Source organism: Actinomycetospora soli (assembly GCF_021026295.1).
Classification (GTDB): domain Bacteria; phylum Actinomycetota; class Actinomycetes; order Mycobacteriales; family Pseudonocardiaceae; genus Actinomycetospora; species Actinomycetospora soli.
Genome location: NZ_JAJNDA010000002.1, coordinates 326,733 through 347,383, shown reverse-complemented (window position 1 = coordinate 347,383; position 20,651 = coordinate 326,733). Strand labels below are relative to the sequence as shown.

Sequence of the window (20,651 nt, the reverse complement as noted above, 5' to 3'; positions counted from 1 at the left end):
AGGCACCGTGACCGTCCCGGCGGTGCTCCTCGGCGACGAGTTCCTCCCCGTGTGGCAGCGCGTCGCGAGGACGCTCGATCAACGCGGCCTGGACGACCGTCGGGCCGTCGCCCTGCCGCAGGGGTTGCCCGACACGGTGTTCGCCCGGCTCGGCGAGCTGCTCCGGGTCCGGTTCCCCAGCACCCGTCGCCGCCTCGACCTCTCGGCACTCGACGCCGCACTCGAGCGCCACGGCGCCGACCTCCTCGCCCTGCTCGCCGCGGCCGGCTGCCCGCCGACCGGCCGCCGGGAGGCCCGCGACGCCGAGCGCGACCGTCGGGCCCGCCGCGACGAGGCGCTCACGGCCGCAGCCACGGAGGCGCTCGGCCTGCAGCCGTGGGTCGTCGCCTGGGCCGAGGCCGTGCGGCCGGGCCTTCCCGACGACGGGTCGGCGCGGGCCGCCGTCGACGCCGTCGCGCGGGTGCTCGCCGCGGCCGACGAACCGGGGCTGCGCAGCCGCGCGGAGGTCGCCGCCCGGGTGCTGGGGGACGCCCACGCGCTCGACCGTGGTGAGCCGACCCGCCGCCTCGTCGGGACGGCGCTCGCGCTGCGCGCCGGGCGGGGCCACCGGGACGACGCCGAGCTGTGGGCGGACGCGGGCCTGCCCGGCGACCTGGTCGCGACCCCGGTGCCGACGTGGTCGTTGCCGCTGCTCGGGGACGGTGCGGCGGCCGCTGTCCGGGCCGCCACGGCCGCGGGCGCGCCGGGCTACCTCGCCACGCTGACGCTCCGCGAGCCGGCGCTCGAGGTCCCGCCCGGCACGGTGGTGCTCAGCGTCGAGAACCCGCGTCTGCTCGAGGCCGCCGTCCAGCGGGCGCTGCCGGTGCCGATGCTGTGCACCCTCGGCAACCCGACGACCGCGCCCCTCACGCTCGTCCGTGGCCTGCTCGCCGCCGGGGCGGAGGTCCGCCACCACGGCGACCTCGACCCCTCCGGCGTGGCGATCACGGCCCGCCTCGCCCGGCTCGGCGTCGTGCCCTGGCGCATGACCGCCGCCGACTACCGCGCGGCGGTGTCGCCCGACCTGCGCCCGTTCGACGGTCCGGTGCCGCCCACGCCGTGGGACCCCGACCTGCAGCACGCGATGAGCGAGCACGGCCGGGCCGTCGACGAGGAGCGGGTGATGGACGAGCTGCTGGACGCGGCCGTTCGTGAGGGGAGGCGGCGAGCGCTCTAGTGGCGCGCGGGTTCCCCTCGCGCGGGACGGGTCGGCACCCCGGTCGGTTCGCCCTGCAGCTCGCGCGCCACCAACGTCGCCGCGGCGGCACCGATCGGCACCGCCACGATGCCGACGAGCGGGATCAGGCAGAGCAGGTACGTCGGCACGCCCACCGCCCAGCCGAGCAGCCGACGGGACCGCACGACCCGCCGTCGGGCCGCGAGGCCCAGCCCCCGCCGCTCCAGGGCCGGCGCGGTCAGCTCCAGCACCAGCAGGCGCCCGCCCACCAGCGCCGCGACCACCGGCACCACCGTCTGCCCCACCACCGGTACGAACCCGGCCACGAACAGGGGGATCGCCACCAGCACCGAGAGCGCCACGAGCAGCAGTCCGTCCCGGACGGAGCCGAACCACGACCGTCCCGGCCCGTCCGGCACCGACCCGACCGTGTCGTCCACGATCTCCGACAGCTTCTCGTAGAACGGCCCGCCGATCGCGAGCGTCACGGCCACGAACGTCAGGACCGCCACCAGCGCCACCGCGGCCACGAGCGCGGTCCCGACGACGACCTCGGCCAGGTCCCGCGCGCCCGGGGACCACGCGGCGGCGAAGGACGTCAGCAGCCCGACCAGGTCGCCCAGGTACCGCACGAACACCACGAGCGCGCCGACGTAGAGGACCGCGGTCGCCAGCGCGGGCAGCGCCCCGAGGCGCAGCAGCCGCGGCGACCGCAGCACCGTCCCGGCGCCGCGCGCGTAGAGCCGGAGACCGAGCAGCAGGTCGGACACGTCCGGATCGTCCCACCCCGCGACGACCCGGGAAATCCCGCGACGGCCCCGGCGCGACCGTGCTGACATGCACGGCGTGGAGGTCGAGTTCCGGCGGCGCGCCGACGACGGGTCGGTCGCCGAGATCGCCCGCGCCGACGGCGTCCGGCTGCGGATGCGCTCCTACGACGTCACGAACGAGGTCCCGCACGACGCCGTCCACCTGATCGGTGAGCGGGCCCTCGGCATCACCGACGGCTTGTGGGGCTCGATCGCGGCGGGCGCGGTGTTCGCGAGCGTCGAGGTCGTCGGGGGCCGGCAGCGCCACGACCGCCACCGCCGCTCCGCCGAGGTGCGGCGCCGCAACGAGGCGTGGTTGCGGCAGGCCGAGGTCGTGGTCGGGACGCTGCAGCACTGCCTGGATCGCGACGGTGCCGCGACCCACCGGGAGCTCGACCGGGCCTGGGCCGTGACGCACACCGGCCGGAGCCCGTTCACCGTCGAGCAGGCGGAGCGTGCCGTCCGGGAGCTCCGGCGGCTGCGGGCCGACTGGTCGGCCCTGGCCGTCGACGGCCCGGGTCTGCGGTTCACCTGGCCGGTGCCGCGCGGACGCCGTCGCCCCTAACCTCGGGGTATGCGGATCGCGTCGCTGCTGCCCGCCACCACCGAGATCGTCGCCGCGCTCGGCCGCGCGGACGACCTCGTCGCGATCACCTTCGAGTGCGACCACCCGCCCGGCCTCGCCGCACCCGTGGTCGTGCGGTCCGCCCTGGAGCCCGGCATGACGCCGGCGGCGATCGACGCCACCGTGCGCGAGCGCGCCGCCGCGGGCCTGCCGCTGTACGACCTCGACCGGGAGGCGCTGCGCGCCGCCGCCCCCGACGTCGTGCTCACCCAGGACCTCTGCGGGGTCTGCGCGCTGCCCGGCCACACCGTCACCGAGGCGCTCGCCGAGATCGGCCTACCGGACGTGGCGGTGCACTCGTTCGACCCGCACACCCTCGACGAGGTCCTCACCGGGATCGCCGACCTGGCCGCCGCGATCGGCGCGGACGCCGCCCCGATGCTCTCCGACCTGCGTCGACGTCTCGCCGCCGTCGACGACGCCCTCGCCGACGAGGCCCGGCCACGGACCCTCGTGCTCGAGTGGACCGACCCGCCGTTCCTGCCGGGGCACTGGGTGCCCGAGCTCGTCCGCCGCGCGGGAGCCGTCCCGACGGCGGGTGCGGACGGGGGGCGCAGCCGCGCGGTGGCCTGGGAGGACCTGGAGTCCCCGGACGCGGTGGTCGTGACGCCCTGCGGCTACGACCTGGCGGGCGCGGTCGCCCAGGCCGGACCGATCGCGGAGCGGTTCCCCGACGTGCCCGTCATCGCGATCGACTCGGCGGCCTACGTGGTGCGTGCCGGCCCCCGGCTGGTGGACGGGATCGAGGCGCTCGCCCACGCGCTGCACCCGCGGGCGGTGCCGGCGCCGGGGGAGGTGCGCTGCGCGCAGGTGAGCACCAACGGTCGCTATAGCGACCGTTAGTGCTCACCTGCGGAGCACCCTCGGCCCCGGGCCGCCCGCTCCCAGGGTGTCGCCCGGGTTCACCAGCTGGCACCGGTCGATCGACAGGCAGCCGCACCCGATGCAGCCGGTGAAGTCGTCGCGGAGCTGTTCGAGCCGGCGGATGCGGTCGTCGAGCTCCGCGCGCCACGACGCGGAGAGGCGCTCCCAGTCCGCGCGGGTGGGGGTGCGCGCGTCCGGCAGCTCCTCGAGGGCCTCCCGGACCTGCGCCAGCGGGATCCCGACCCGCTGGGCGATCCGGATGAAGGCGATGCGCCGCAGCACGTCCCGCCGGAAGCGGCGTTGGTTGCCCGCGGTGCGGCGGCTGGCGATCAGCCCCTCGCGCTCGTAGAAGTGCAGCGCCGAGACCGCGACCCCGCTGCGCTGCGCGACCTCCCCGACCGACAGCTCGCCCGCGCCTGGCGTCATGTGCCGACCGTGGACGTCGAGCATGGTCGAGGTCAAGGGAGTCCGGACCGGTGACCGGACGCACCACACGTCCGGTCACCGGATCCGGCCCGGGCGGTCGGCGGACCCCCCGGTCCCGCCTGCGCCCGGGTCCGCCGCGTGACGGCGGATGTCCCCCGGTCGTGGGCGGGAGCTCGCCCTCCACCCACAGGCCCCCCAACGGACGGGGCGGTCGGGGAGCACGGGCCGCGACGCGATGTCGCCCGGTCGGGCGAGCGGGAGTGTGCGGAAGACGTGTCCTCAGCCCACCGCGGCCAGGACGCGGACCGTCGCGATCGCGGTCTCCTCGGTCGTCGCCCCGGTCGCCGCCGCCCACGAGGACGCCGCGGCGTCCCCGCCGAGGGCGCCGGCGAGGCCCTCGCCGGATTGCGCCGCGAGGTCGGCGAGCACCGCGTCGCACGCCGCCAGGATCTCGGCCCGACGACGGGCGAGGTGCTCGGCGAGCACCCCGCGCAGCTCGGCCACGGCCTCCTCGCGGCCGGCGGCGACGTCCGCCCCCGCCCGACGGAGCAGGGCCTGCAGGGTCTCCGGCGGCAGCCCGCGCCCGGTGTCGTCCCGGGCGGCCGGCGCCGTGACCCCGCGCTTGGCGTCCCGCTTGCGCTGCTTGGCCGCGCGCCGCTCGCGATTCGACAGGCCCATGCCGCGATGGTGGCACCTACTCCTGCAGCGCCTCCCGGCCCACCCGCAGGCTCGCGGCGTCGGCGGCCTCCCGGCCCGCCGCCCAGCCCGCCGCGTTGCCGACCGTGAACCGCCTGGTGGTGAGACGCGGGAACAGGTCGGCAACCGTCCGCTCCACCACCTCGCCGCGCGCCGCGAGCATCGGCAGGAGCGCCTCGCCGCTCTCCGCCCGGGCCGCCGCCTCCGCCGCCTCGCCCGCCGCGCGGAGGCGTTCCCCGATCCGCGTGGCGTAGGAGAGCAGGAAGGCGTGCCGGAAGGACCGGGTGCGCGACCCGGTCCCCGCGCCGGCCATGGCCCGCCCGGCCTGGACCAGCAGGGACGTGGCGAGCAGCTCGACGGTGTCGAGGTCGGTCGGGTGGCCCACCACGGTGACGAGGTCGAGCGCGTCCAGGCTCACCGCCCGGCACCGGTTGGCGGTGGCGACCTGGTGCACCAGCGACGACTTCGCCGACGTGTAGGGCGCGTCGAGCCAGAGCCGGCGCACACCCGCCGTCGGGACGGCCTCCGGGCCCCCGGTGACCACCGCCGCCGCCAGCGCGTGCCGGGCCATGAGCTCCTGGGCCTTGGCGGAGAGGGCCTCGGCCTCCTCGGCGAACGTCGTCGACTCCGCCTTCGCGAGCAGGCCGCGGACCCGCGCGAGCACCTTCGGGTCGATCCCGGAGACGTCGGGCTCCTCCGCAGGCACCCCCGGCAGGGGTGGCAGGCCGAGCATCGTGCCGACGAGCCGCAGCACGGCGTCGAGGCCGTCCACGCCCGGGCGCCCGCGCCGGTTCGTCAACAGCGGCACCTCCCGGTCCACCGCCTCCACGCCCGCGGTGGACCAGGTGGCGGGCCGGCGTGCCGCGTCGGCGGCGACCACGTCCGCGGCGAGCGACGCCACCCCGGCACCGGTCCGGCGCCGGACGACCTCCACGAGGTCGCGCGGGGTCCACCCGCGCGACCACAGCGGGTCGACCGCGGCCAGCAGGGCCCTCTCGGCCGCGTGGTCGAGCACGGCGGCCGGGACCCGCCGGTCGAGCACCGCCCGGGCCCCGGCGAGGCCCTCGGCGGTGAGCGGACCGCGGGCCAGCTCGGTGATCAGCGCGGCCGCCACCGCGACCTGGTCTCGGGACTCACCAGCAGGCATCGGGCTCCGATCATCGTCGTCACGGGCTCCGACTCCACGACGTCCCCCACGGTTCCCACCGATCCCGCCCCGGATGATGAACTTGGGCCGAACCGCGGACGGCCCTGCGCCGTTGAGCCCGCAGGAGGTGGATCGCAGTGACGGCGATGGCGGAGCGGAGCCGGACGGGGGACGACGTGCCCGGACCGACCGAGACCTCCGGGGCGGAGCTGGCCGCGCCCACCACCGCGGTGCGCCCGAGCGAGCCGCCGCCCCCGCACCGCACCGTGCTCGACCGCCTCGAGGCCGGACCGCTCGTGGTCACCGGCCTCGATGCCGAGCACCGGACCGCGCTGGTCGAGGGCCTGCAGGGCGCCGGCCGCCGGGTCCGGGTGGTCGCCCCGACCCCCGCGCTCGCCCGTCGCTGGCGCACCGCCCTCGGCGAGGAGCCGCTCGGGTCGCACCGGGTCGCGGCCGGCGTCGTCGGGACGGTCGAGGACATCGCCGAGCAGCTCGCCGCGCACCCCGAGGACGCGTGGCTGACCGAGCTGCTCGGCCCCGACGACCCGCTCGACCCGCCGACGGCCACGGGCCCCACGCCGCCCCTCGACGCCGCCGACCTCGCCACCCTGCGCCGACTCCTCGTCGCCGAGCACGGCGTCCCCGGCGGACGCGGGGTCCGCTCGCTCGACCCCGCGCGGCGCCACCAGGTCCTCCCGCCCCCGGCGGAGCTGCCGCCCGAGCCGCACGTCGATCAGCTCGCCGCCGAGCTGCTCGACGTGGTCGGCCCCGCCGGCGCGCCCGCCCGCGAGGCCGCCCGGCCCCTGATCGCCGCGCTCGCGTGCCTCCCGCCCGACGCCGCGGTCGCCCTCGGACCCGCGCTGGTGCGCATCGACGCGGCCGTCGTCGCGCTCGGCCGGGGCGGCGAGGACGCGGCCTGGGCCCGGGCGACGATCGACGCCGTCCTCGACGGTCGCGCCGCGCCGGCCTGGACCCGCGCCGTCGCGGCGCTCGCCGCCGTCGACCGGGTGCCCGAGCTCGACCGCGGCTCCGGCGCCGCCCAGGTCCGCGTCACCGACGAGTCCCTCGACCTCGAGGCGGCCGCCGCGACCTTCGACGCCCTCGCCGGCTTCCTGACGGCGGGTGGCTCGCTGCGGCGCATGTTCAAGTCCGAGGAGCAGCGCGCCGCCGAGGCCCTCCTGCCGTCCCTGGCGATCAACCGGGTGGAGCCCCTGACGGCCGAGGGCGCCACGGCGGTGGCCCACCACCTGCGCCTGCGCCAGGTCGAGACCGGCGTCGCCGCCGCGCTCGTGCCGCTCGGCCGCGTCGTGCGGCCCGCCGAGCAGCGGGCGATCCTCGTGCACCGGCTGCTGTCGCTGCAGGAGGTCGGACGCCGTGTCGCGGACGTCCTCGACGCGGTCGGGGTGCTCCGGGGCCTGCTCGTCGGCCTGCCCGGTGAGGTCCGCCCGGCGACGGACTCGCTGCCCGCCGTCGGCCGCGTCGTCGCCACCGGGCGCCGGCTGACCTCGCGGCCGAGCGCCGACCTGGCCCGGCGCGAGCTCGGCGACGTCGTGGCCCGGCTCCAGGACGGGGCGCTGCCCGCCGAGCAGGCGCCGGAGCTGCGGGCCCTGCTCGCCGCCCTGCTGCGCCTCGACGTCGACGCCTACGCCGCCGCGGCCGACGCGGTGGACGACGCCCGCGCCGAGCAGCGCGACCTGCGTCGCTCCGACCGTCTCGCCGCCCGCCTCGCGGAGTGGCCGGCACTGCTCGAGGCCCTCGACGCCGACACCTCGGACGAGACCTGGGCGCCGCGGGAGAGCCGCTGGTCGCAGGCCTGGTCGTACCGCCGGGCGGTCGCGTGGCTGGCCCGACAGGAGGCGGTCGACTCGGTGGTCACGGTGCCGTCCCTGGTCGGCGACCGCGCCGGGGCCGACCTGCTCGTCGTCGGCCCCCTGCGCGACGAGGTGCCGGCCGGGTTCGACCTCCCCGAGCGCGTCGCGGACCTCCCGGGCTTCCCCGACGACGGGTTGCGCCTGCTCGTGCTGTCGACCGCGCCCCGGGAGGCGTGAGGGGAACCCTCGTGCCGCAGGAGCGCTCGAATCCTCCCCTCACGGCCCGGGGAGCGGCCTACGCGACCGCCGCCGACCTGTCGTCGGGAAGGGCGTACTTCTCGCGCAGGAACCGCTCGGTGTAGAGGTGCTCGGCCGCCTCGAGGACCCGCCCGACCTGGCGGGCGGAGAGCCACACCCCGAGCCCGATCCCGACGGCGGGCACCGGCGTCACGACGACGGGCGGGGCCGGGGCGAGCCCGGCGGCGAGGACGGCGAGGGCGAACTCCCGCTCCGGGGGCTCGGCGCAGTCGTAGCCGTAGTGCGCGGCCACGCGGGCCACGGCGCGGGCGCAGGTCGCGGTGGTGAGCACGGTGTCCAGGGCGAGCGCCGCGGCGCCCGCGACGAGGCCGGCGGCGGCGCTCGACGCACCCGCGGCGGCCCCGGCCGCCGCCCCGCTCAGCCCGCCGCGGACCCCGGCCGCGGCCACGTGGACCCGCGCGAGCGAGCCCCGCACGGCCCGGAGGTCCTCGACGTCGAGCCGGCGCAGGTCGGGCAGCGCCGCCACGTCGTGACCGGCCTCGACGAGCACGGCGAGCACCCGGTCCGCGCGGCCCGCGGTCCACCAGCCCAGCGCGAGCCCGGCGTCGCGCAGCGGCTCCCCGACCACACCGACCACCGCGGTACCGACGACCTCGTCCACGAGCCCGGCTCCCGGCACGTGCCGCAGCCCCGTGACGACCCACGAGCCGAGGCGGCCCCACCACCCCGGCCCGGCCTCGGCCCGCGTCCGCCAGCGCTCCGCGGCCTCCCAGGCGCGCGCGTCACCGGTGGACATGCAGCCGGCCCCGACGGTCACGGAGCGCACGGTAGGCACGCCGGAGGGCGTCGCCGTGGAGGACACGTGGACGGCGGGTGAACCGGCGGTATCGCTCCGGCAGCAGGTCAGCCCACGGTCACCCAGTCGGGCGGATCCTCGGCGAACGGCACGTCGTACTTCTCGTGCAGGAACCGTTCGCGGTAGAGGTGCTCGGCGGCGTCGACGACCCGTGCGAGCAGGCGTGCCGAGAGCACCGCGCCGATCCCGATCCCGGCCACCGGGACGAGCTGGGCGAGCTCGCGCTGCCCGATCTGGGAGAGCAGTCGCTGGTGCACCGCGGCGGCCAGCCGGCGCAGCTGTCGCTGGCGGCGCTTCTTCTTGACGCCCTCGGCGGCCTGGCTGATCAGCCCGGCGACCTCCTCGTAGGCGCCCGGCGCGTCGGCGTCGCTGGAGAGCCCGACGGCGAGCACGGCGAGGGCGAGGACCTGCTCGGACCGCTTGGTGACGTCGTAGCCGTAGTACGCCCCGACGTGCGCGACCGCGCGGGTGCAGGCGGCGACGGTCAGCAGCGCGTCCCCGGTCAGCGACGCCGCGATCACCGCCACGCCGGGCAGGCCGCCGATCCCCAGCAGCGAGGAGCCGCCGGTGGCCGCGCTGGCGCCGGAGGTCAGCAGCAGCGAGGTGGTCCCGCCCTGGACCGCCGCGAACACGGGGTAGGCGAGGTCGAGGCGCGGCATCGCGGCCTGGACGTCGGTCACCTCGAGCCGACGGATGTCCTTGAACTCGGCGACGTCGTGTCCGAGCGCGCGGTAGCGGGCGAACACCGCCTCCCGGCGGACCGTCGCCGCGCCCGCCCCGGCGCCGGCCGCGGCGAGCTGGTGCAGCACGTCGTGCACGCCGTCGTCGACCTGCTGGATCCCGGGGATCCGGCGCAGCCCGGACTGCACGAGCGCGCGGATCTCCCCGAACGAGTCGCGCAGGGGCGACAGGAGCGGGCTCGTCGAGTTGACGCGCTCCTTCCACTCCTGCACCTCACGCCACTGGTCGGCGTCGGTGGCCGGCGCGGGCTCCGTCGTTTCGACCGTCACGTCACGGAACGTACCCACTCGGCGCCCACCTGCGTCACCACGACGTCCACCGCGTCCCGGGTGCCCTCGGCGGCGGCGAGGGCCTGCTCCTGGCGTTCGAAGGCCGCGCGGTGCGGGGCGTAGCCGGCCCAGTCCTCCCGTTCCCGCAGGCGGGCGTCGCGGTCCGCGGCCGCTGCGTCCACCCAGACCGAGAGCGAGGCCAGGTCCCGCAGCGGTCGCGCGGCCGCGCCCACGCCCTCGAGGACGAGCAGCCCGGACACGGCCCGCCGTCGGGGGGCCGCGACCTCGCCGCGCCGCCAGTCCCAGGGCGCGACCTCCGGGACCGCGCCGCGCCGCAGCGGCTCGAGCAGCTGTTCGGCGGCCCGCCGCGGGCCGGCGGCGAGGCCGTCCCACCCCAGGTAGAAGGCCTCGATCGACTGGACGGTGACCGCCGGGTCGACGCGGCGCAGCGCGCGGGCGAGGGTCGTCTTGCCCGCTCCGGAGAACCCGTCGACCACCACGACGACGGTCGACCCGACCCGGCGCCCGGAGGAGCGCGCCGACGTGAGCAGGTCCGCGGGGGTGATCGTCTCGATGGGCGGACCCTACCCCCAGGGGTGACCCGTCCTCCCCCGTTCGAGAGCCACCGGGTTTCCGACCGCTGTGACCGGTGGCACAGATGGGGCACGGACGACACGACCGTCGGGAGCAGCGATGACCGGGCGCCAATACTCGACCACCGACATCTCCGCCGCCACCTTCTGGGAGGGGACCGCGGAGGAGCGGGAGCGCACGTTCGCGTACCTGCGCGAGCACGAGCCGGTGTCCTGGCAACGCCCGATCGAGAACGCGGTCGCCCCCGACCCGGAGGACCGGGGCTGGTGGGCGGTGGTCCGGCACGCCGACATCAGCGAGGTCAGCACCTCGAGCGACGTCTTCTGCTCCGGGCAGGGCGTCATGTTCGACCAGCTGACCCCGGAGTTCCTCGAGATGACGCAGTCGTTCCTCGCGATGGACAACCCGCGCCACAACGACCTGCGCAAGCTCGTGCAGGCGGCGTTCACCCCGAAGCGGATCCGCCGGATCGACGACCAGGTGGAGCAGGCCGCACGGGAGGTCGTCGACGCGTTCGCCGGCGACCCGTCGGGTGAGCTCGAGTTCGTCGAGGGCTGCGCCTCGCGGCTGCCGCTGCGGATGTTCTCGGCCATGTTCGGGGTGCCGGAGCACCTGCAGGAGCAGACGGCGGCCGCCGCGCAGGACATCGTCAGCTGGGCCGACCCCGAGCACCTCGCGGGCCGCGAACCGGCGCAGGTGCAGGTCGAGGCGGCGCAGACGCTGCACCGGATCGCGGCCGAGATCGTCGCGGACCGCCGCGAGCACCCCGGCGACGACCTGTTCACCGGTCTGGCGCAGGCCGAGGTCGACGGGCAACGGCTCACCGACGCCGAGATCGGCGCCTTCTTCGTGCTCCTCGCGGTGGCGGGCAACGACACCACGAAGCACACCTCGACCCTGACGGTCAAACACCTCACCGAGCACCCGGACCAGCGCGACTGGCTCGCGGGGGACCTCGAGGAGCGGATCGGGACCGCGGTCGAGGAGTTCATCCGGTACGCCTCGCCGGTGATGACGTTCCGCCGGACGGCGACGCGGGACACCGAGCTCGGCGGCCGGCCGATCGCCGAGGGCGACAAGGTCGTCATGTTCTACGCGTCGGGCAACCGGGACGCCGAGGTGTTCGACCGCCCCGAGGTGTTCGACCTGTCCCGGGAGAAGAACCCGCACGTCGGGTTCGGCGGCGGCGGGACGCACTACTGCCTGGGCAACCAGCTCGCGAAGACGATGCTGCGGGCGCTGTTCCGCCAGCTCCTCACCCGCGTGCCCGACATCCGGGTCACCGCCGACCCGGAGCTGCTCGGGACGAACTTCATCCACGGGGTGAAGCGCCAGCCGGTGGCGTTCACGCCGGAGGCCCGCTGAGCGACGGGGTGCATGCTGGTCGGCGTGCCACAGCGAGTGCTGGTCGCCGACGACGACCGCGCCATCCGGGAGTCGCTCGCCCGCGCCCTCGAGCTCGAGGGGTACGACGTGGTGGGGGCGGTCGACGGCGTCGAGTCGCTGACCCGGGTGCGCCGGGAGAGCTTCGACGCGCTGGTGCTGGACGTGATGATGCCGGGGGTCGACGGGCTCGCGGTGTGCCGCGTGCTGCGCGCCGACGGCGACCGCACACCGGTGCTGATGCTGACCGCCCGCCAGGAGACCGCGGACCGGGTCGCGGGCCTCGACGCGGGCGCGGACGACTACCTGCCCAAGCCCTTCGAGCTCGACGAGCTGCTCGCCCGGCTCCGCGCGCTGCTGCGCCGGGCCTCGTTCGCCCCGACCGACGAGCACGAGGAGCGCGGGGCGCTGCGGGTCGGGGCGCTGCACGTCGACCCGGCGGCCCGCCGCGCCTGGTGGGCGGACGAGGAGCTGGCCCTGTCGAAGACCGAGTTCGACCTGCTCGAGCTGCTGGTGCGCAACGAGGGCATCGTGCTCGACCACACCACCGTGTACGAGCGCATCTGGGGCTACGACTTCGGCGCGGACTCGAAGAACCTCGCCGTGTACGTCGGCTACCTGCGCCGCAAGCTCGCCGCGGCGGGGGCGCCGGCCCTGATCCACACCGTGCGCGGGGTCGGCTACACGGTGCGGCGGCCATGAGTCTGCGGACCCGCTTCGCGCTGGCCTTCGCCCTGGTCAGCGTCATCGTGGCGGGGCTGGTCGGGGTGCTGAGCTACCACGCGGCCGCCGAACGGATCACCCAGGCGACCGACACCACGCTCGCCGCGGCCACCACGGCGGTGGCGGACGGGCAGACCGGGGTCCTCGCGCCGATCGCCCCGCCGGCCTCCGACGACGGGTCCGGCGGCGGCCCGCGTGGCGGACCCGGGGGCGGACCCGGGGGCGGACCCGGTGGCGGACCGCGCGACGGCCGCCCCGGCCGCGGGGACGACCACGGCCGGCTCCAGGAGCTCGTCGGACGCAGCATCGCCCCGGACGGGACACCGACCTTCCTCGGCGGGCGCGACGTCGCGATCCCGGTCACCGACTCCGCCCGGGCGCTCGCGACGACCTCGGTCGCGGGCGTCACCGACACCGCGCAGACCACGATCGGGGACGACACCTACCGGGTGCTCACCACCTCGCAGGGCGCGGGCCGGGGCGCGTGGCAGGTCGCGATGGACATCGACCTGAGCCGCCGCGTGCTGCGCGGCATGGCGAACGAGATCGCGGTGGTGAGCCTCGTCGTGCTGGTGGTCGCCGCCGGGGCCGGGTGGCTGGTCGCGTGGCGCATCACCCGACGTCTGGAGCGGCTGACCGGGCTCGCGGAGCAGGTCACCGCCCGCGGCGGCAGTCCCGCGGAGGTGCCGGTCGACGGCCGTGACGAGGTGGGCCGGCTCGGCGCCTCGTTCGCGACCATGGTGGGCCGGCTGGCGGCGTCGCGGGAGGCGCAGGACCGGCTCGTGCAGGACGCCGCGCACGAGCTCCGCACGCCGCTGACCAGCCTGCGCACCAACGCCAGCGTGCTGCAGCGGTTCGCGGAGCTCTCACCCGAGGCCCGTGACCGGCTGATCGCCGACGTCCGGGGCGAGACCCGCGAACTGTCGCACCTCGTCGACGAGCTCGTCGCGCTCGCGCTCTCCGGCGGGGACGCCGACGAGCCCGAGGACGCCGTCGACCTCGACGCGGTGGTCCGCCACGTCGCGGCCCGCATCGGCCGCCGCACCGGCCGACAGGTCGAGGTCGACTCCGACGGCTCGGTGGTGCGGGGGCTCCCGGCAGCGCTGGAACGGGCGGTCGGCAACCTCGTCGAGAACGCCGCCAAGTTCGATCCCTCGGACCGGCCGCTGGAGGTCCGCGTGCACGCGGGCGGCGTCACCGTCCGCGACCACGGGCCCGGCATCGACGTCGGGGACGTCGAGCGGGTCTTCGACCGGTTCTACCGCGCGCCCGCCGCCCGGGGCCTGCCCGGCTCCGGGCTGGGCCTGGCCATCGTCCGCGACGTCGCCGACCGTCACGGCGGCGAGGCGTTCGTGACCTCCCCCGCCGGCGGCGGCGCGCAGGTCGGCTTCACGGTGGCGCCGGAGCGGCTCTTACCGGACTCCGAAGCGGACCACGTCGGGACTTCACCGCAGGACACGACCGTGGGTGGCACCTGATCGACCCGCCGTGGGCGATCACGTCCACGAGAGGTCCCCGCCGTGAGCGCCGACGACCAGCCCGACCGCGAGCCCACCCCCGGTCCCGCCGACGAGCCCACCGCCGAGACGAGCGCCGAGCCCACCGCCGAGCCCACCGCCGAGACGACCGCGGAGCAGCGCAGCGGGTCGCGGTGGGAGCCGGGCGCCCAGGAGACGACCCCGGTCGCCGCCCAGGGTGCGCCGGCTGCCCCGGCTGCGTCATCGCGTCCGCGCCCGCGCTGGTTGCGCGTGGTCGGCGCGGTCGTCGCCGCCCTGGTGCTCGTCGGTGGCGGCTTCCTGGCCGGGCTCGCGGTCGGCGACCACGACGGGCCGCGCGGCGGGGGCCCGGGCATCGGGCGTCAGCACGACGGCGACGGTGGCGGCCGCGGGGGCGGTCGCGACCGTGACCGTGCCGAGCGCGGCCGTGGGGGCCCCGGGCAGCAGGGAGCGCCGGTCCAGCCGGTCCAGCCCGCCCAGCCCGCCGTGCCCGGCCAGCCCGCGGTGCCCGGCCAGCCCGCGGTGCCCGGCCAGCCCGCGGTGCCCGGCCAGCCCGCGGTGCCCGGCCAGCCCGCGGTGCCCGGCCAGCCCGCGGTGCCCGGCCAGCCCGCCCAGCCCGGCCTGCCCGCCCAGCCCGGGGCCGTGCAGCCCGGCGTCGCCGTCACGGGCGCATGACCGCCGTCGTGCACGGCCCCGCCCGGCACGCGGCGCCGCCGGGCCCGTCGGCCCCCTCCACCGCACCCGCCGTCGTCGACCGTCGCGTCCGCACCGCGGCCGAGGCCGCCCTGTGCGCCGCGCTGGTCCTGGTCACCTTCTGGTGGGCCACCGGAGGCGGGCTCTCCGACCTCGGCGGCTGGGCCACCGGCCTCACCTCGCTCGGCCGGCTGACCGGCCTGCTCGCCTCGGTCCTGCTGCTGGTCCAGGTCCTGCTCATGGCCCGGATCCCCGTGCTCGAGCGCGCCTTCGGCCAGGACCGGCTGGCGGTGATCCACCGGCTCGTCGGCTTCACCTCGTTCACCGGCATGCTCGCCCACATCGGCCTGATCACCTGGGGCTACGCGGCCGGCGACCTCGCCGCGACCCCCGGCGAGCTGTGGGGCCTGACCGTCTCCTACCCCGGCATGCTGCTCGCCGCCGCCGGGACGGCGTGCCTGGTGCTCGTCGTCGTCACGAGCGTGAAGGCGGCCCGGGCGGCGCTGCGCTACGAGTCGTGGCACCTGCTGCACCTCTACGCCTACCTCGGCGTCGGGCTCGCCCTGCCCCACCAGCTCTGGACCGGGCAGGAGTTCCTCGCCTCCACCGCCCGGACGGTGTTCTGGTGGACGCTGTGGGCGGTCACCGCCGCTGCGGTCCTCGTCCACCGGGTCGCCCTGCCCCTCCGGCGCACGCTGCGCCACCGCCTCGTCGTGACCTCGGTCGTGGACGAGGGCGACGGCTGCTCGTCGGTCTACCTCGCGGGCCGGCACCTCGACGACCTGCCGGTGCGCGCCGGGCAGTTCCTCACCTGGCGCTTCCTGTCCGGGACCGGCTGGAGCCGGGCACACCCGTACTCGCTGTCCGCGGCTCCCGACGGGCGCAGCCTGCGCATCACCGTCAAGAACCTCGGGGACGGCAGCGGCCGGGTCGCCGGACTGCGTCCCGGGACCCGCGCGCTCGTCGAGGGCCCCTACGGCCGGCTGACCGACCGGGTCCGGACGGCGCCGAAGGTCGCCTTGGTCGGCGCCGGCATCGGCATCACCCCGATGCGGGCACTCGCCGAGGAGCTCACCGGCGACGTCGTCGTCCTGCACCGCTTCACCGGCAGCGCCGTCTTCGCCCGCGAGTTCGCCGTCCTCGCCGCCGAACGCGGCTTCGGTCTCGTGCCCCTGCCCGGACCCCGCCGGGCGCACGACTCGTGGCTCGGCTCGGGCGTCGGGGCCGTCGACGACCTGGCCGCCCTGCGCGCCCGCGTCCCCGACGTCGCGGAGCGCGAGACCTACGTCTGCGGTCCCGAGTCCTGGACCCGCCTCGTCGTCGGGACCCTCCGCGCGGCCGGCGTCCCCGCCGACCGCATCCACACCGAGACCTTCGGATGGTGAGCGTGCCTCCCCTGCGCTTCGACCGCGGCGCCCGCCGTATCGCCCTCTGGGGCCTGACCACCCTCAGCACGGTGGCGCTGCTGTTCTCCTACAGGACGTCGACCTCGTCCTCGACGGCCGCCGAGGCGGCCCCGACCACCTCGGGCGCCACCACGACCACGGCCGCCGCGCCCTCGACGGCGAGCACCAGCACCTACTCGGGGACCGTGACCGGCGCCGCGGCCGACACCCGGTGGGGGCCGGTCCAGGTCCGCGTCACCGTCGCGAGCGGGACGATCACGGCGGTCGACGTCGTGCAGCAGCCGGACAGCAACGGCCGCGACGAGGAGATCAACGCCCAGGCCGTCCCGGAGCTCGTCAGCGAGACGCTGCAGGCCCAGAGCGCCCAGGTCGACGTGGTCAGCGGCGCGACCTACACCTCCGAGGGCTACGTGCAGTCCCTGCAGAGCGCCCTCGACCAGGCGGGGCTGGCGTGACCGCCGCGACCGCGCCCGTCGCCCGCCGCGTGGAGCACGTCATGGGCCTGCCGATCGGCCTGGCGCTGCGCGGTCGGCATGCCGCGGGACCGGCGGCGGACGCGGCGTGGGCGGCCGTCCTCGCCTCCCTGCGCGAGGCCGACCGGGTGTTCAGCACCTATCGGGCCGACTCCGTGGTCCGCCGGATCGACCGGGGGGAGCTGGGCCTCGACGACGCCCCGGCCGAGGTGCACGAGGTGCTGGCGATCGCCGCGCGGGCCGCGCGGACCACCGACGGCGCGTTCTCGGTGTGGCGCGACGGCCGCCTCGACCCGAGCGGCGTGGTCAAGGGGTGGGCGGTGCAACGGGCATCGGCGCTCCTGCGCGACCTGCCCGACACCGACGTCTGCCTCTCCGCCGGCGGGGACCTCGTGGCGTGGTCGGACACCGTGCCGTGGCACGTCGGGATCGAGGACCCCCGCGACCCGACCCGCCTCGTGGCGACGGTGCCCGTGACCGACGGCGCCGTCGCGTCCTCGGGCACCGCCCACCGCGGCGCGCACCTCGTCGATGCCCGCACCGGCGCCGCGCCCACCGGCATCGCCGGTGTGACGGTGCTCGCCGGCTCGCTGACCGACGCGGACGTCGACGCCACCGCGGCCTACGCCCTCGGTCGCGACGCGCTCTCCTGGCTGCGACGGCGCGTGGGGCGGACCGGTCTCGTGGTGTGGGCCGACGGCACCGCCGCGCCGTTCGGGGAGGCTCTGGGACGATCTCCGGCATGACCACCGTGACGACGGCGGGTCTCACCGCCGCCGAGGCCGCACGGCGGGCCCGCGAGGGTCGGGCGAACACCCCGGTCCGCGGCTCGAGCCGGACCACCGCGACCATCCTGCGGACCACCGTCTTCTCCTTCTACAACAACATCCTGTTCGTCATCGGCATCGCGCTGCTCGCGCTCGGCCGGTACTCGGACGCCCTGGTCAGCGTCGGGCTCGGCATCATCAACGCCGCGCTGTCGGCGGTGCAGGAGCTGCGGGCCCGCCGCGCGCTCGACCGGCTGCAGCTGCTCGCCCGCGAACCGGTCACCGTGCTGCGCGACGGGGTGGAGACCGAGGTGTCCCCGGCCGACGTCGTGGAGGGCGACGTGCTGCGGGTGCGCGGCGGGGCCCAGGTGGTGGTCGACGGGCCGCTCGTCGAGGGCGCCGTCGAGGCCGACGAGTCGCTGCTGACCGGGGAGGCCGACCCGGTGCCCAAGGCCGTCGGGGCCACGCTGCTCTCGGGCAGCGCGATCGCCTCGGGCGAGGGATGGCAGGAGGCCGCGGCGGTCGGCACCGCGAGCCACGCCGGGCGGCTCACGCTGGCCGCGCGGGCCGACACGACCGACGTCACGCCGCTGCAGTGGCGCATCGACCTCGTCGTCCGACTGGTCATCCTGCTCGTGCTGCTCATGAGCGGCGCGATCCTCGCCCAGGCCCTGCTCGAGGGCTCCACGGTGCTGCGCTTCGTCCAGACCTCCGCGGTGCTCTCCGGGCTCGTGCCCTACGGCCTGTTCTTCCTCATCGCGGTCGCGTACTCGGTGGGCGGCGCGCGGATCGCGGGTCAGGGCGCCCTGGTGCAGCAGACCAACGCGGTGGAGGCCGTCAGTCGCGTCGACGTCGTCTGCACCGACAAGACCGGCACGCTCACCAGCGGCGACCTCGCGCTCGTCGAGACGCTCCCGATCGGCGAGTCACCGGTGCCCGAGCTGCTGGGCACGTTCGCCCGCTCGGTCCGCAGCACCAACGCCACCACCGCGGCGCTCGTCGACCTCCCCGGACGGCGGGTCGTCCCCGACGACGAGGTCGAGTTCCGGTCCGCGCTGCGCTGGAGCGGCCTGGTGCTGCCTGCTGCGGCGGCGCCGGAGGCGTCCGCGCGCCGCACGCTCGTGCTCGGTGCGCCCTCGGCGGTGCTGGACCGGCTCGCCGACGACGAGGTGACCGTCGACCTGGTCGAGCGCGAGTCCCGCGCCCGCGCCGAGCGCGGCTTCCGCGTCCTCGTGCTGGCCTCGTCGTCGGGGCCCCTGCGCGACGCCGACGGCCGCCCGACCCTCCCGCGGCTGCGCGCCGAGGCCCTGGTGGTGCTCGGTGACGAGCTGCGGCCCGGCGTCGAGGACACCCTCGCGGTGCTCGCGGCCGACGGGGTGGCGGTCAAGGTGATCTCCGGCGACGACCCGGTGACCGTCGCGGCCCTCGCACGCCGGGCCGGGCTGGTCGGGGCGTCGCTGACGGGCGCGCAGCTCGCGGCCCTGACCGGCGACGCGTTCGACGACGCGGTCGACGCGACCACGGTGTTCGGGCGGATCGCGCCGGAGCAGAAGGAGGAGATCGTCGCCGCGCTGCGCCGCCGCGGGCACCACGTGGCGATGGTCGGGGACGGCGTCAACGACGCCCGCGCGCTCAAGCGCGCCCACGTCGGCGTCGCGATGCGCTCGGGCAGCGCCGTGACCCGCGACGTGGCCGACATCGTGCTGCTCGACGACTCCTTCGCCACGTTGCCGCCCGCGCGGACCGAGGGCCGGCGGATCGTCGCCGGGGTCGGATCGTCGATGTACCTGTTCCTCGCCCGCGTGACGACGCAGATGCTGGTGATCCTCACGGTCACCCTGCTCGGGCTGGGCTTCCCGTACACGCCGACGCAGGTGGGCCTGACGCTGTTCACGGTCGGCCTGCCCACGTTCTTCCTGACGATGTGGGCCCGCCCGGCGCCGCCGTCCGAGGACCTGCTGGTCTCCCTGGCCCGCTTCGTGCTACCGGTCGGCATCCTGACCGCGGGGTTCGCCACCGCCGTCTACGCCTACCTCTACCGCCTCGTCTCGGACGGCCTGGCGAGCGGGGGGACGCGCGGGGTCGAGCTCTGGGAGGACTACACCGGCCTCGCCCGCACCGACCCCGACTTCGTCACCGCCTCGGCCACCCTCGGCGCGCAGAGCGGGCTGTCGGTGTTCGTCTCCACCACCGCGATCGTGCTGATCCTGCTCCTGGAGCCCCCGCACCGGATCTTCACGGCGTGGCGGCCGGTGTCCGACGACCGGCGCCCGACGTGGCTCGCGCTCGGTCTGTTCGTGGCCTTCGCCGTGGTGCTGGTGGTGCCGGCGACGCGCTCGTACTTCGGCCTGACCGCGCCCGATCCGCCCGTGCTCTACGTCAGCGGGATCGCGCTCGCCGCCTGGTTCGCGGTGCTCACGGTGACCCTGCGGTACCGGCTCCTCGAGCGGGCCGTGGGGCTGACCCCGGCGGGCGACGAGCGCGCGGGGACGCGCACCCACCACTAGAAGACGGTGACCCCGTCCCCCGGACGCAGGCGATCGAAGAAGGTCGTCGCGTCGGCGGCGGAGAGGTGGATGCAGCCGTTCGACGAGGTCGTCAGGCTGCCCTCGTGGAAGGCGATCCCGCCCTTGGCGAAGTAGACGGCGTGGTGCATCGGCTCGTCGAACTCGGAGCTGAACGCGTCCGCGTCCTTCCACAGCACGTGGAAGGAGCCCGTGGGCGTCGCCGAGGACGTCGGGCCGGGCGGGCGCAGGAAGGTCTCCGCGCCGGGCAGCATCGTCACCGGACCGACCGTCACCGTCCCGTCGCGCTGCAACCACGCCTTCCGGGCGGCGAGGTCCACGCACGCGCTCGCCGTCGCCGGGCACCGGGCGAGCTCCGCCGGGGTCACGACGGCGGGTGCCGCGGGCGGGGGTCCCGGGGCGGCGGCGGGAGTCGGCGGTGCGGCCGTCACCGCCGCGGCGACCGGCGTCGAGGTGTGGCGGTCGGCGACCAGCACGAGCACCGTGCCCATGGCCAGGAGCACCACGACGGCGGCCAGCGCCACCGGCAGGGTGCGCCGCGTGCGGGCGGGACGGGCCGCGGGAGCCCCCCGACCCGACGTCGGGACGGCTCGGTCCGGCGAGGCCACCGGGCGGCGCGGGGCGGCCGGTCGTCGGGCCCCGGCGTCGACGCCCCGGCCCGTGGCCCGTCCCGGCGGGCGGGGCTCGATCGGCGTCGGACGGGCGGGGGAGCGGTGGTTCCGCACGCGGGTCCGGGCGGAGTGGCGGGAGGCGATGGCGCGACTCCTCTCTCCCCGACGACCCGGACCGACCCACGGTAGCCACGCCCCGCGCCGCCGCCGGGCGCGGGGCCGGGGGTCGACCCTCGATCGGGGTGGACGAAAACCCCAGGTC

General features: G+C 76.8%; 20 protein-coding genes. 12 read left to right on the top strand and 8 right to left on the bottom strand.

Annotation, left to right across the window (positions count from 1 at the left end):
• The first annotated feature begins 7 nt into the window (after positions 1-7).
• On the top strand, positions 8-1,216 hold the full coding sequence (locus tag LN037_RS04235) for a DUF2399 domain-containing protein (RefSeq protein ID WP_230750115.1): 1,209 nt from the start codon (positions 8-10) through the stop codon (positions 1,214-1,216).
• Here the strand turns inward: LN037_RS04235 and LN037_RS04230 are convergent.
• Positions 1,213-1,986 (bottom strand): EI24 domain-containing protein, encoded by a 774-nt coding sequence (locus LN037_RS04230; RefSeq protein ID WP_230750113.1) that lies wholly within the window; start codon positions 1,984-1,986, stop codon positions 1,213-1,215. The two genes, LN037_RS04235 and LN037_RS04230, sit on opposite strands and share 4 nt — an antisense overlap.
• Before the next feature lie 67 nt (positions 1,987-2,053).
• Between LN037_RS04230 and LN037_RS04225 the strand changes: the two genes are divergently transcribed.
• Both LN037_RS04225 and LN037_RS04220 read left to right on the top strand, forming a co-directional pair.
• Positions 2,054-2,590 carry a hypothetical protein gene (locus tag LN037_RS04225; protein ID WP_230750111.1) on the top strand — a complete coding sequence of 179 codons (537 nt, stop codon included), beginning with the start codon at positions 2,054-2,056 and terminating at the stop codon, positions 2,588-2,590.
• Positions 2,591-2,599: 9 nt separating this feature from the next.
• Positions 2,600-3,493: a TroA family protein gene (locus LN037_RS04220; RefSeq protein ID WP_230750109.1), complete on the top strand. Its 894-nt coding sequence runs from the start codon at positions 2,600-2,602 to the stop codon at positions 3,491-3,493.
• A 3-nt stretch (positions 3,494-3,496) separates the two neighbouring features.
• On the opposite strand, the gene soxR is transcribed toward LN037_RS04220, so the two are convergent.
• The 3 genes from soxR to LN037_RS33130 form a co-directional block, all read right to left on the bottom strand.
• Positions 3,497-3,940 carry a redox-sensitive transcriptional activator SoxR gene (gene soxR, locus LN037_RS04215; RefSeq protein ID WP_230750108.1) on the bottom strand — a complete coding sequence of 148 codons (444 nt, stop codon included), beginning with the start codon at positions 3,938-3,940 and terminating at the stop codon, positions 3,497-3,499.
• Positions 3,941-4,219: 279 nt separating this feature from the next.
• Positions 4,220-4,618, bottom strand: coding sequence for a hypothetical protein (locus tag LN037_RS04210; RefSeq protein WP_230750106.1), 399 nt, complete (start codon positions 4,616-4,618; stop codon positions 4,220-4,222).
• Positions 4,619-4,634: 16 nt separating this feature from the next.
• Complete coding sequence (locus tag LN037_RS33130) at positions 4,635-5,783, bottom strand: DUF2786 domain-containing protein (protein WP_305058208.1); 1,149 nt, start codon at positions 5,781-5,783, stop codon at positions 4,635-4,637.
• A 137-nt stretch (positions 5,784-5,920) separates the two neighbouring features.
• Here LN037_RS33130 and LN037_RS04195 point away from each other — a divergent pair, with 137 nt between their 5' ends.
• Positions 5,921-7,831: a hypothetical protein gene (locus LN037_RS04195; RefSeq protein WP_230750103.1), complete on the top strand. Its 1,911-nt coding sequence runs from the start codon at positions 5,921-5,923 to the stop codon at positions 7,829-7,831.
• A gap of 58 nt (positions 7,832-7,889) precedes the next feature.
• Here the strand turns inward: LN037_RS04195 and LN037_RS04190 are convergent, their stop codons facing one another.
• The 3 genes from LN037_RS04190 to LN037_RS33330 all read right to left on the bottom strand — a co-directional run bounded on the left by LN037_RS04190 (position 7,890) and on the right by LN037_RS33330 (position 10,215).
• Positions 7,890-8,669, bottom strand: coding sequence for a hypothetical protein (locus LN037_RS04190; protein WP_230750101.1), 780 nt, complete (start codon positions 8,667-8,669; stop codon positions 7,890-7,892).
• A gap of 86 nt (positions 8,670-8,755) precedes the next feature.
• Positions 8,756-9,718, bottom strand: coding sequence for an EcsC family protein (locus LN037_RS33335; protein ID WP_230750099.1), 963 nt, complete (start codon positions 9,716-9,718; stop codon positions 8,756-8,758).
• The gene (locus LN037_RS33330) at positions 9,715-10,215 is read right to left on the bottom strand and encodes a uridine kinase family protein (protein ID WP_230750097.1); all 501 of its coding nucleotides are present in this window, start codon (positions 10,213-10,215) and stop codon (positions 9,715-9,717) included. The genes LN037_RS33335 and LN037_RS33330 overlap by 4 nt, the downstream gene beginning before the upstream one ends.
• A gap of 196 nt (positions 10,216-10,411) precedes the next feature.
• Between LN037_RS33330 and LN037_RS04175 the strand changes: the two genes are divergently transcribed.
• The 8 genes from LN037_RS04175 to LN037_RS04140 are packed head-to-tail and all read left to right on the top strand — an operon-like array spanning position 10,412 to position 19,760.
• Positions 10,412-11,677 carry a cytochrome P450 gene (locus LN037_RS04175; protein WP_230750094.1) on the top strand — a complete coding sequence of 422 codons (1,266 nt, stop codon included), beginning with the start codon at positions 10,412-10,414 and terminating at the stop codon, positions 11,675-11,677.
• A gap of 12 nt (positions 11,678-11,689) precedes the next feature.
• Entirely contained in the window at positions 11,690-12,397 is a 708-nt protein-coding gene (locus LN037_RS04170) for a response regulator transcription factor (RefSeq protein ID WP_255693041.1), read from the top strand.
• Positions 12,394-13,896, top strand: a complete 1,503-nt coding sequence (locus LN037_RS04165; RefSeq protein WP_230750091.1) for a sensor histidine kinase — start codon at positions 12,394-12,396, stop codon at positions 13,894-13,896. Before LN037_RS04170 ends, LN037_RS04165 begins: the two co-directional genes overlap by 4 nt.
• Before the next feature lie 42 nt (positions 13,897-13,938).
• On the top strand, positions 13,939-14,589 hold the full coding sequence (locus tag LN037_RS04160) for a hypothetical protein (RefSeq protein WP_230750089.1): 651 nt from the start codon (positions 13,939-13,941) through the stop codon (positions 14,587-14,589).
• Positions 14,586-15,992 carry a ferredoxin reductase family protein gene (locus tag LN037_RS04155; protein WP_230750087.1) on the top strand — a complete coding sequence of 469 codons (1,407 nt, stop codon included), beginning with the start codon at positions 14,586-14,588 and terminating at the stop codon, positions 15,990-15,992. Before LN037_RS04160 ends, LN037_RS04155 begins: the two co-directional genes overlap by 4 nt.
• Positions 15,986-16,468, top strand: a complete 483-nt coding sequence (locus LN037_RS04150; protein ID WP_230750085.1) for an FMN-binding protein — start codon at positions 15,986-15,988, stop codon at positions 16,466-16,468. Before LN037_RS04155 ends, LN037_RS04150 begins: the two co-directional genes overlap by 7 nt.
• The gene (locus LN037_RS04145; RefSeq protein ID WP_230750083.1) at positions 16,465-17,232 is read left to right on the top strand and encodes an FAD:protein FMN transferase; all 768 of its coding nucleotides are present in this window, start codon (positions 16,465-16,467) and stop codon (positions 17,230-17,232) included. Before LN037_RS04150 ends, LN037_RS04145 begins: the two co-directional genes overlap by 4 nt.
• A complete protein-coding gene (locus tag LN037_RS04140; protein WP_230750082.1) occupies positions 17,229-19,760 on the top strand; it encodes an HAD-IC family P-type ATPase in 2,532 nt (843 codons plus the stop codon). Before LN037_RS04145 ends, LN037_RS04140 begins: the two co-directional genes overlap by 4 nt.
• Here the strand turns inward: LN037_RS04140 and LN037_RS04135 are convergent.
• Positions 19,757-20,302: a L,D-transpeptidase gene (locus tag LN037_RS04135; RefSeq protein ID WP_230750080.1), complete on the bottom strand. Its 546-nt coding sequence runs from the start codon at positions 20,300-20,302 to the stop codon at positions 19,757-19,759. The genes LN037_RS04140 and LN037_RS04135 overlap by 4 nt on opposite strands.
• Between the last annotated feature and the right edge of the window lie 349 nt (positions 20,303-20,651).

Excerpts from the sequence above, each read along its gene's own strand:
- LN037_RS04225 (WP_230750111.1), top strand. The coding sequence starts at position 2,054 with ATGCACGGCGTGGAGGTCGAGTTCCGGCGGCGCGCCGACGACGGGTCG.
- LN037_RS04220 (WP_230750109.1), top strand. The coding sequence starts at position 2,600 with ATGCGGATCGCGTCGCTGCTGCCCGCCACCACCGAGATCGTCGCCGCG.
- soxR (WP_230750108.1), bottom strand. The coding sequence starts at position 3,940 with ATGACGCCAGGCGCGGGCGAGCTGTCGGTCGGGGAGGTCGCGCAGCGC.
- LN037_RS04210 (WP_230750106.1), bottom strand. The coding sequence starts at position 4,618 with ATGGGCCTGTCGAATCGCGAGCGGCGCGCGGCCAAGCAGCGCAAGCGG.
- LN037_RS33130 (WP_305058208.1), bottom strand. The coding sequence starts at position 5,783 with ATGCCTGCTGGTGAGTCCCGAGACCAGGTCGCGGTGGCGGCCGCGCTG.
- LN037_RS04175 (WP_230750094.1), top strand. The coding sequence starts at position 10,412 with ATGACCGGGCGCCAATACTCGACCACCGACATCTCCGCCGCCACCTTC.
- LN037_RS04170 (WP_255693041.1), top strand. The coding sequence starts at position 11,690 with ATGCTGGTCGGCGTGCCACAGCGAGTGCTGGTCGCCGACGACGACCGC.
- LN037_RS04165 (WP_230750091.1), top strand. The coding sequence starts at position 12,394 with ATGAGTCTGCGGACCCGCTTCGCGCTGGCCTTCGCCCTGGTCAGCGTC.
- LN037_RS04155 (WP_230750087.1), top strand. The coding sequence starts at position 14,586 with ATGACCGCCGTCGTGCACGGCCCCGCCCGGCACGCGGCGCCGCCGGGC.
- LN037_RS04150 (WP_230750085.1), top strand. The coding sequence starts at position 15,986 with ATGGTGAGCGTGCCTCCCCTGCGCTTCGACCGCGGCGCCCGCCGTATC.
- LN037_RS04140 (WP_230750082.1), top strand. The coding sequence starts at position 17,229 with ATGACCACCGTGACGACGGCGGGTCTCACCGCCGCCGAGGCCGCACGG.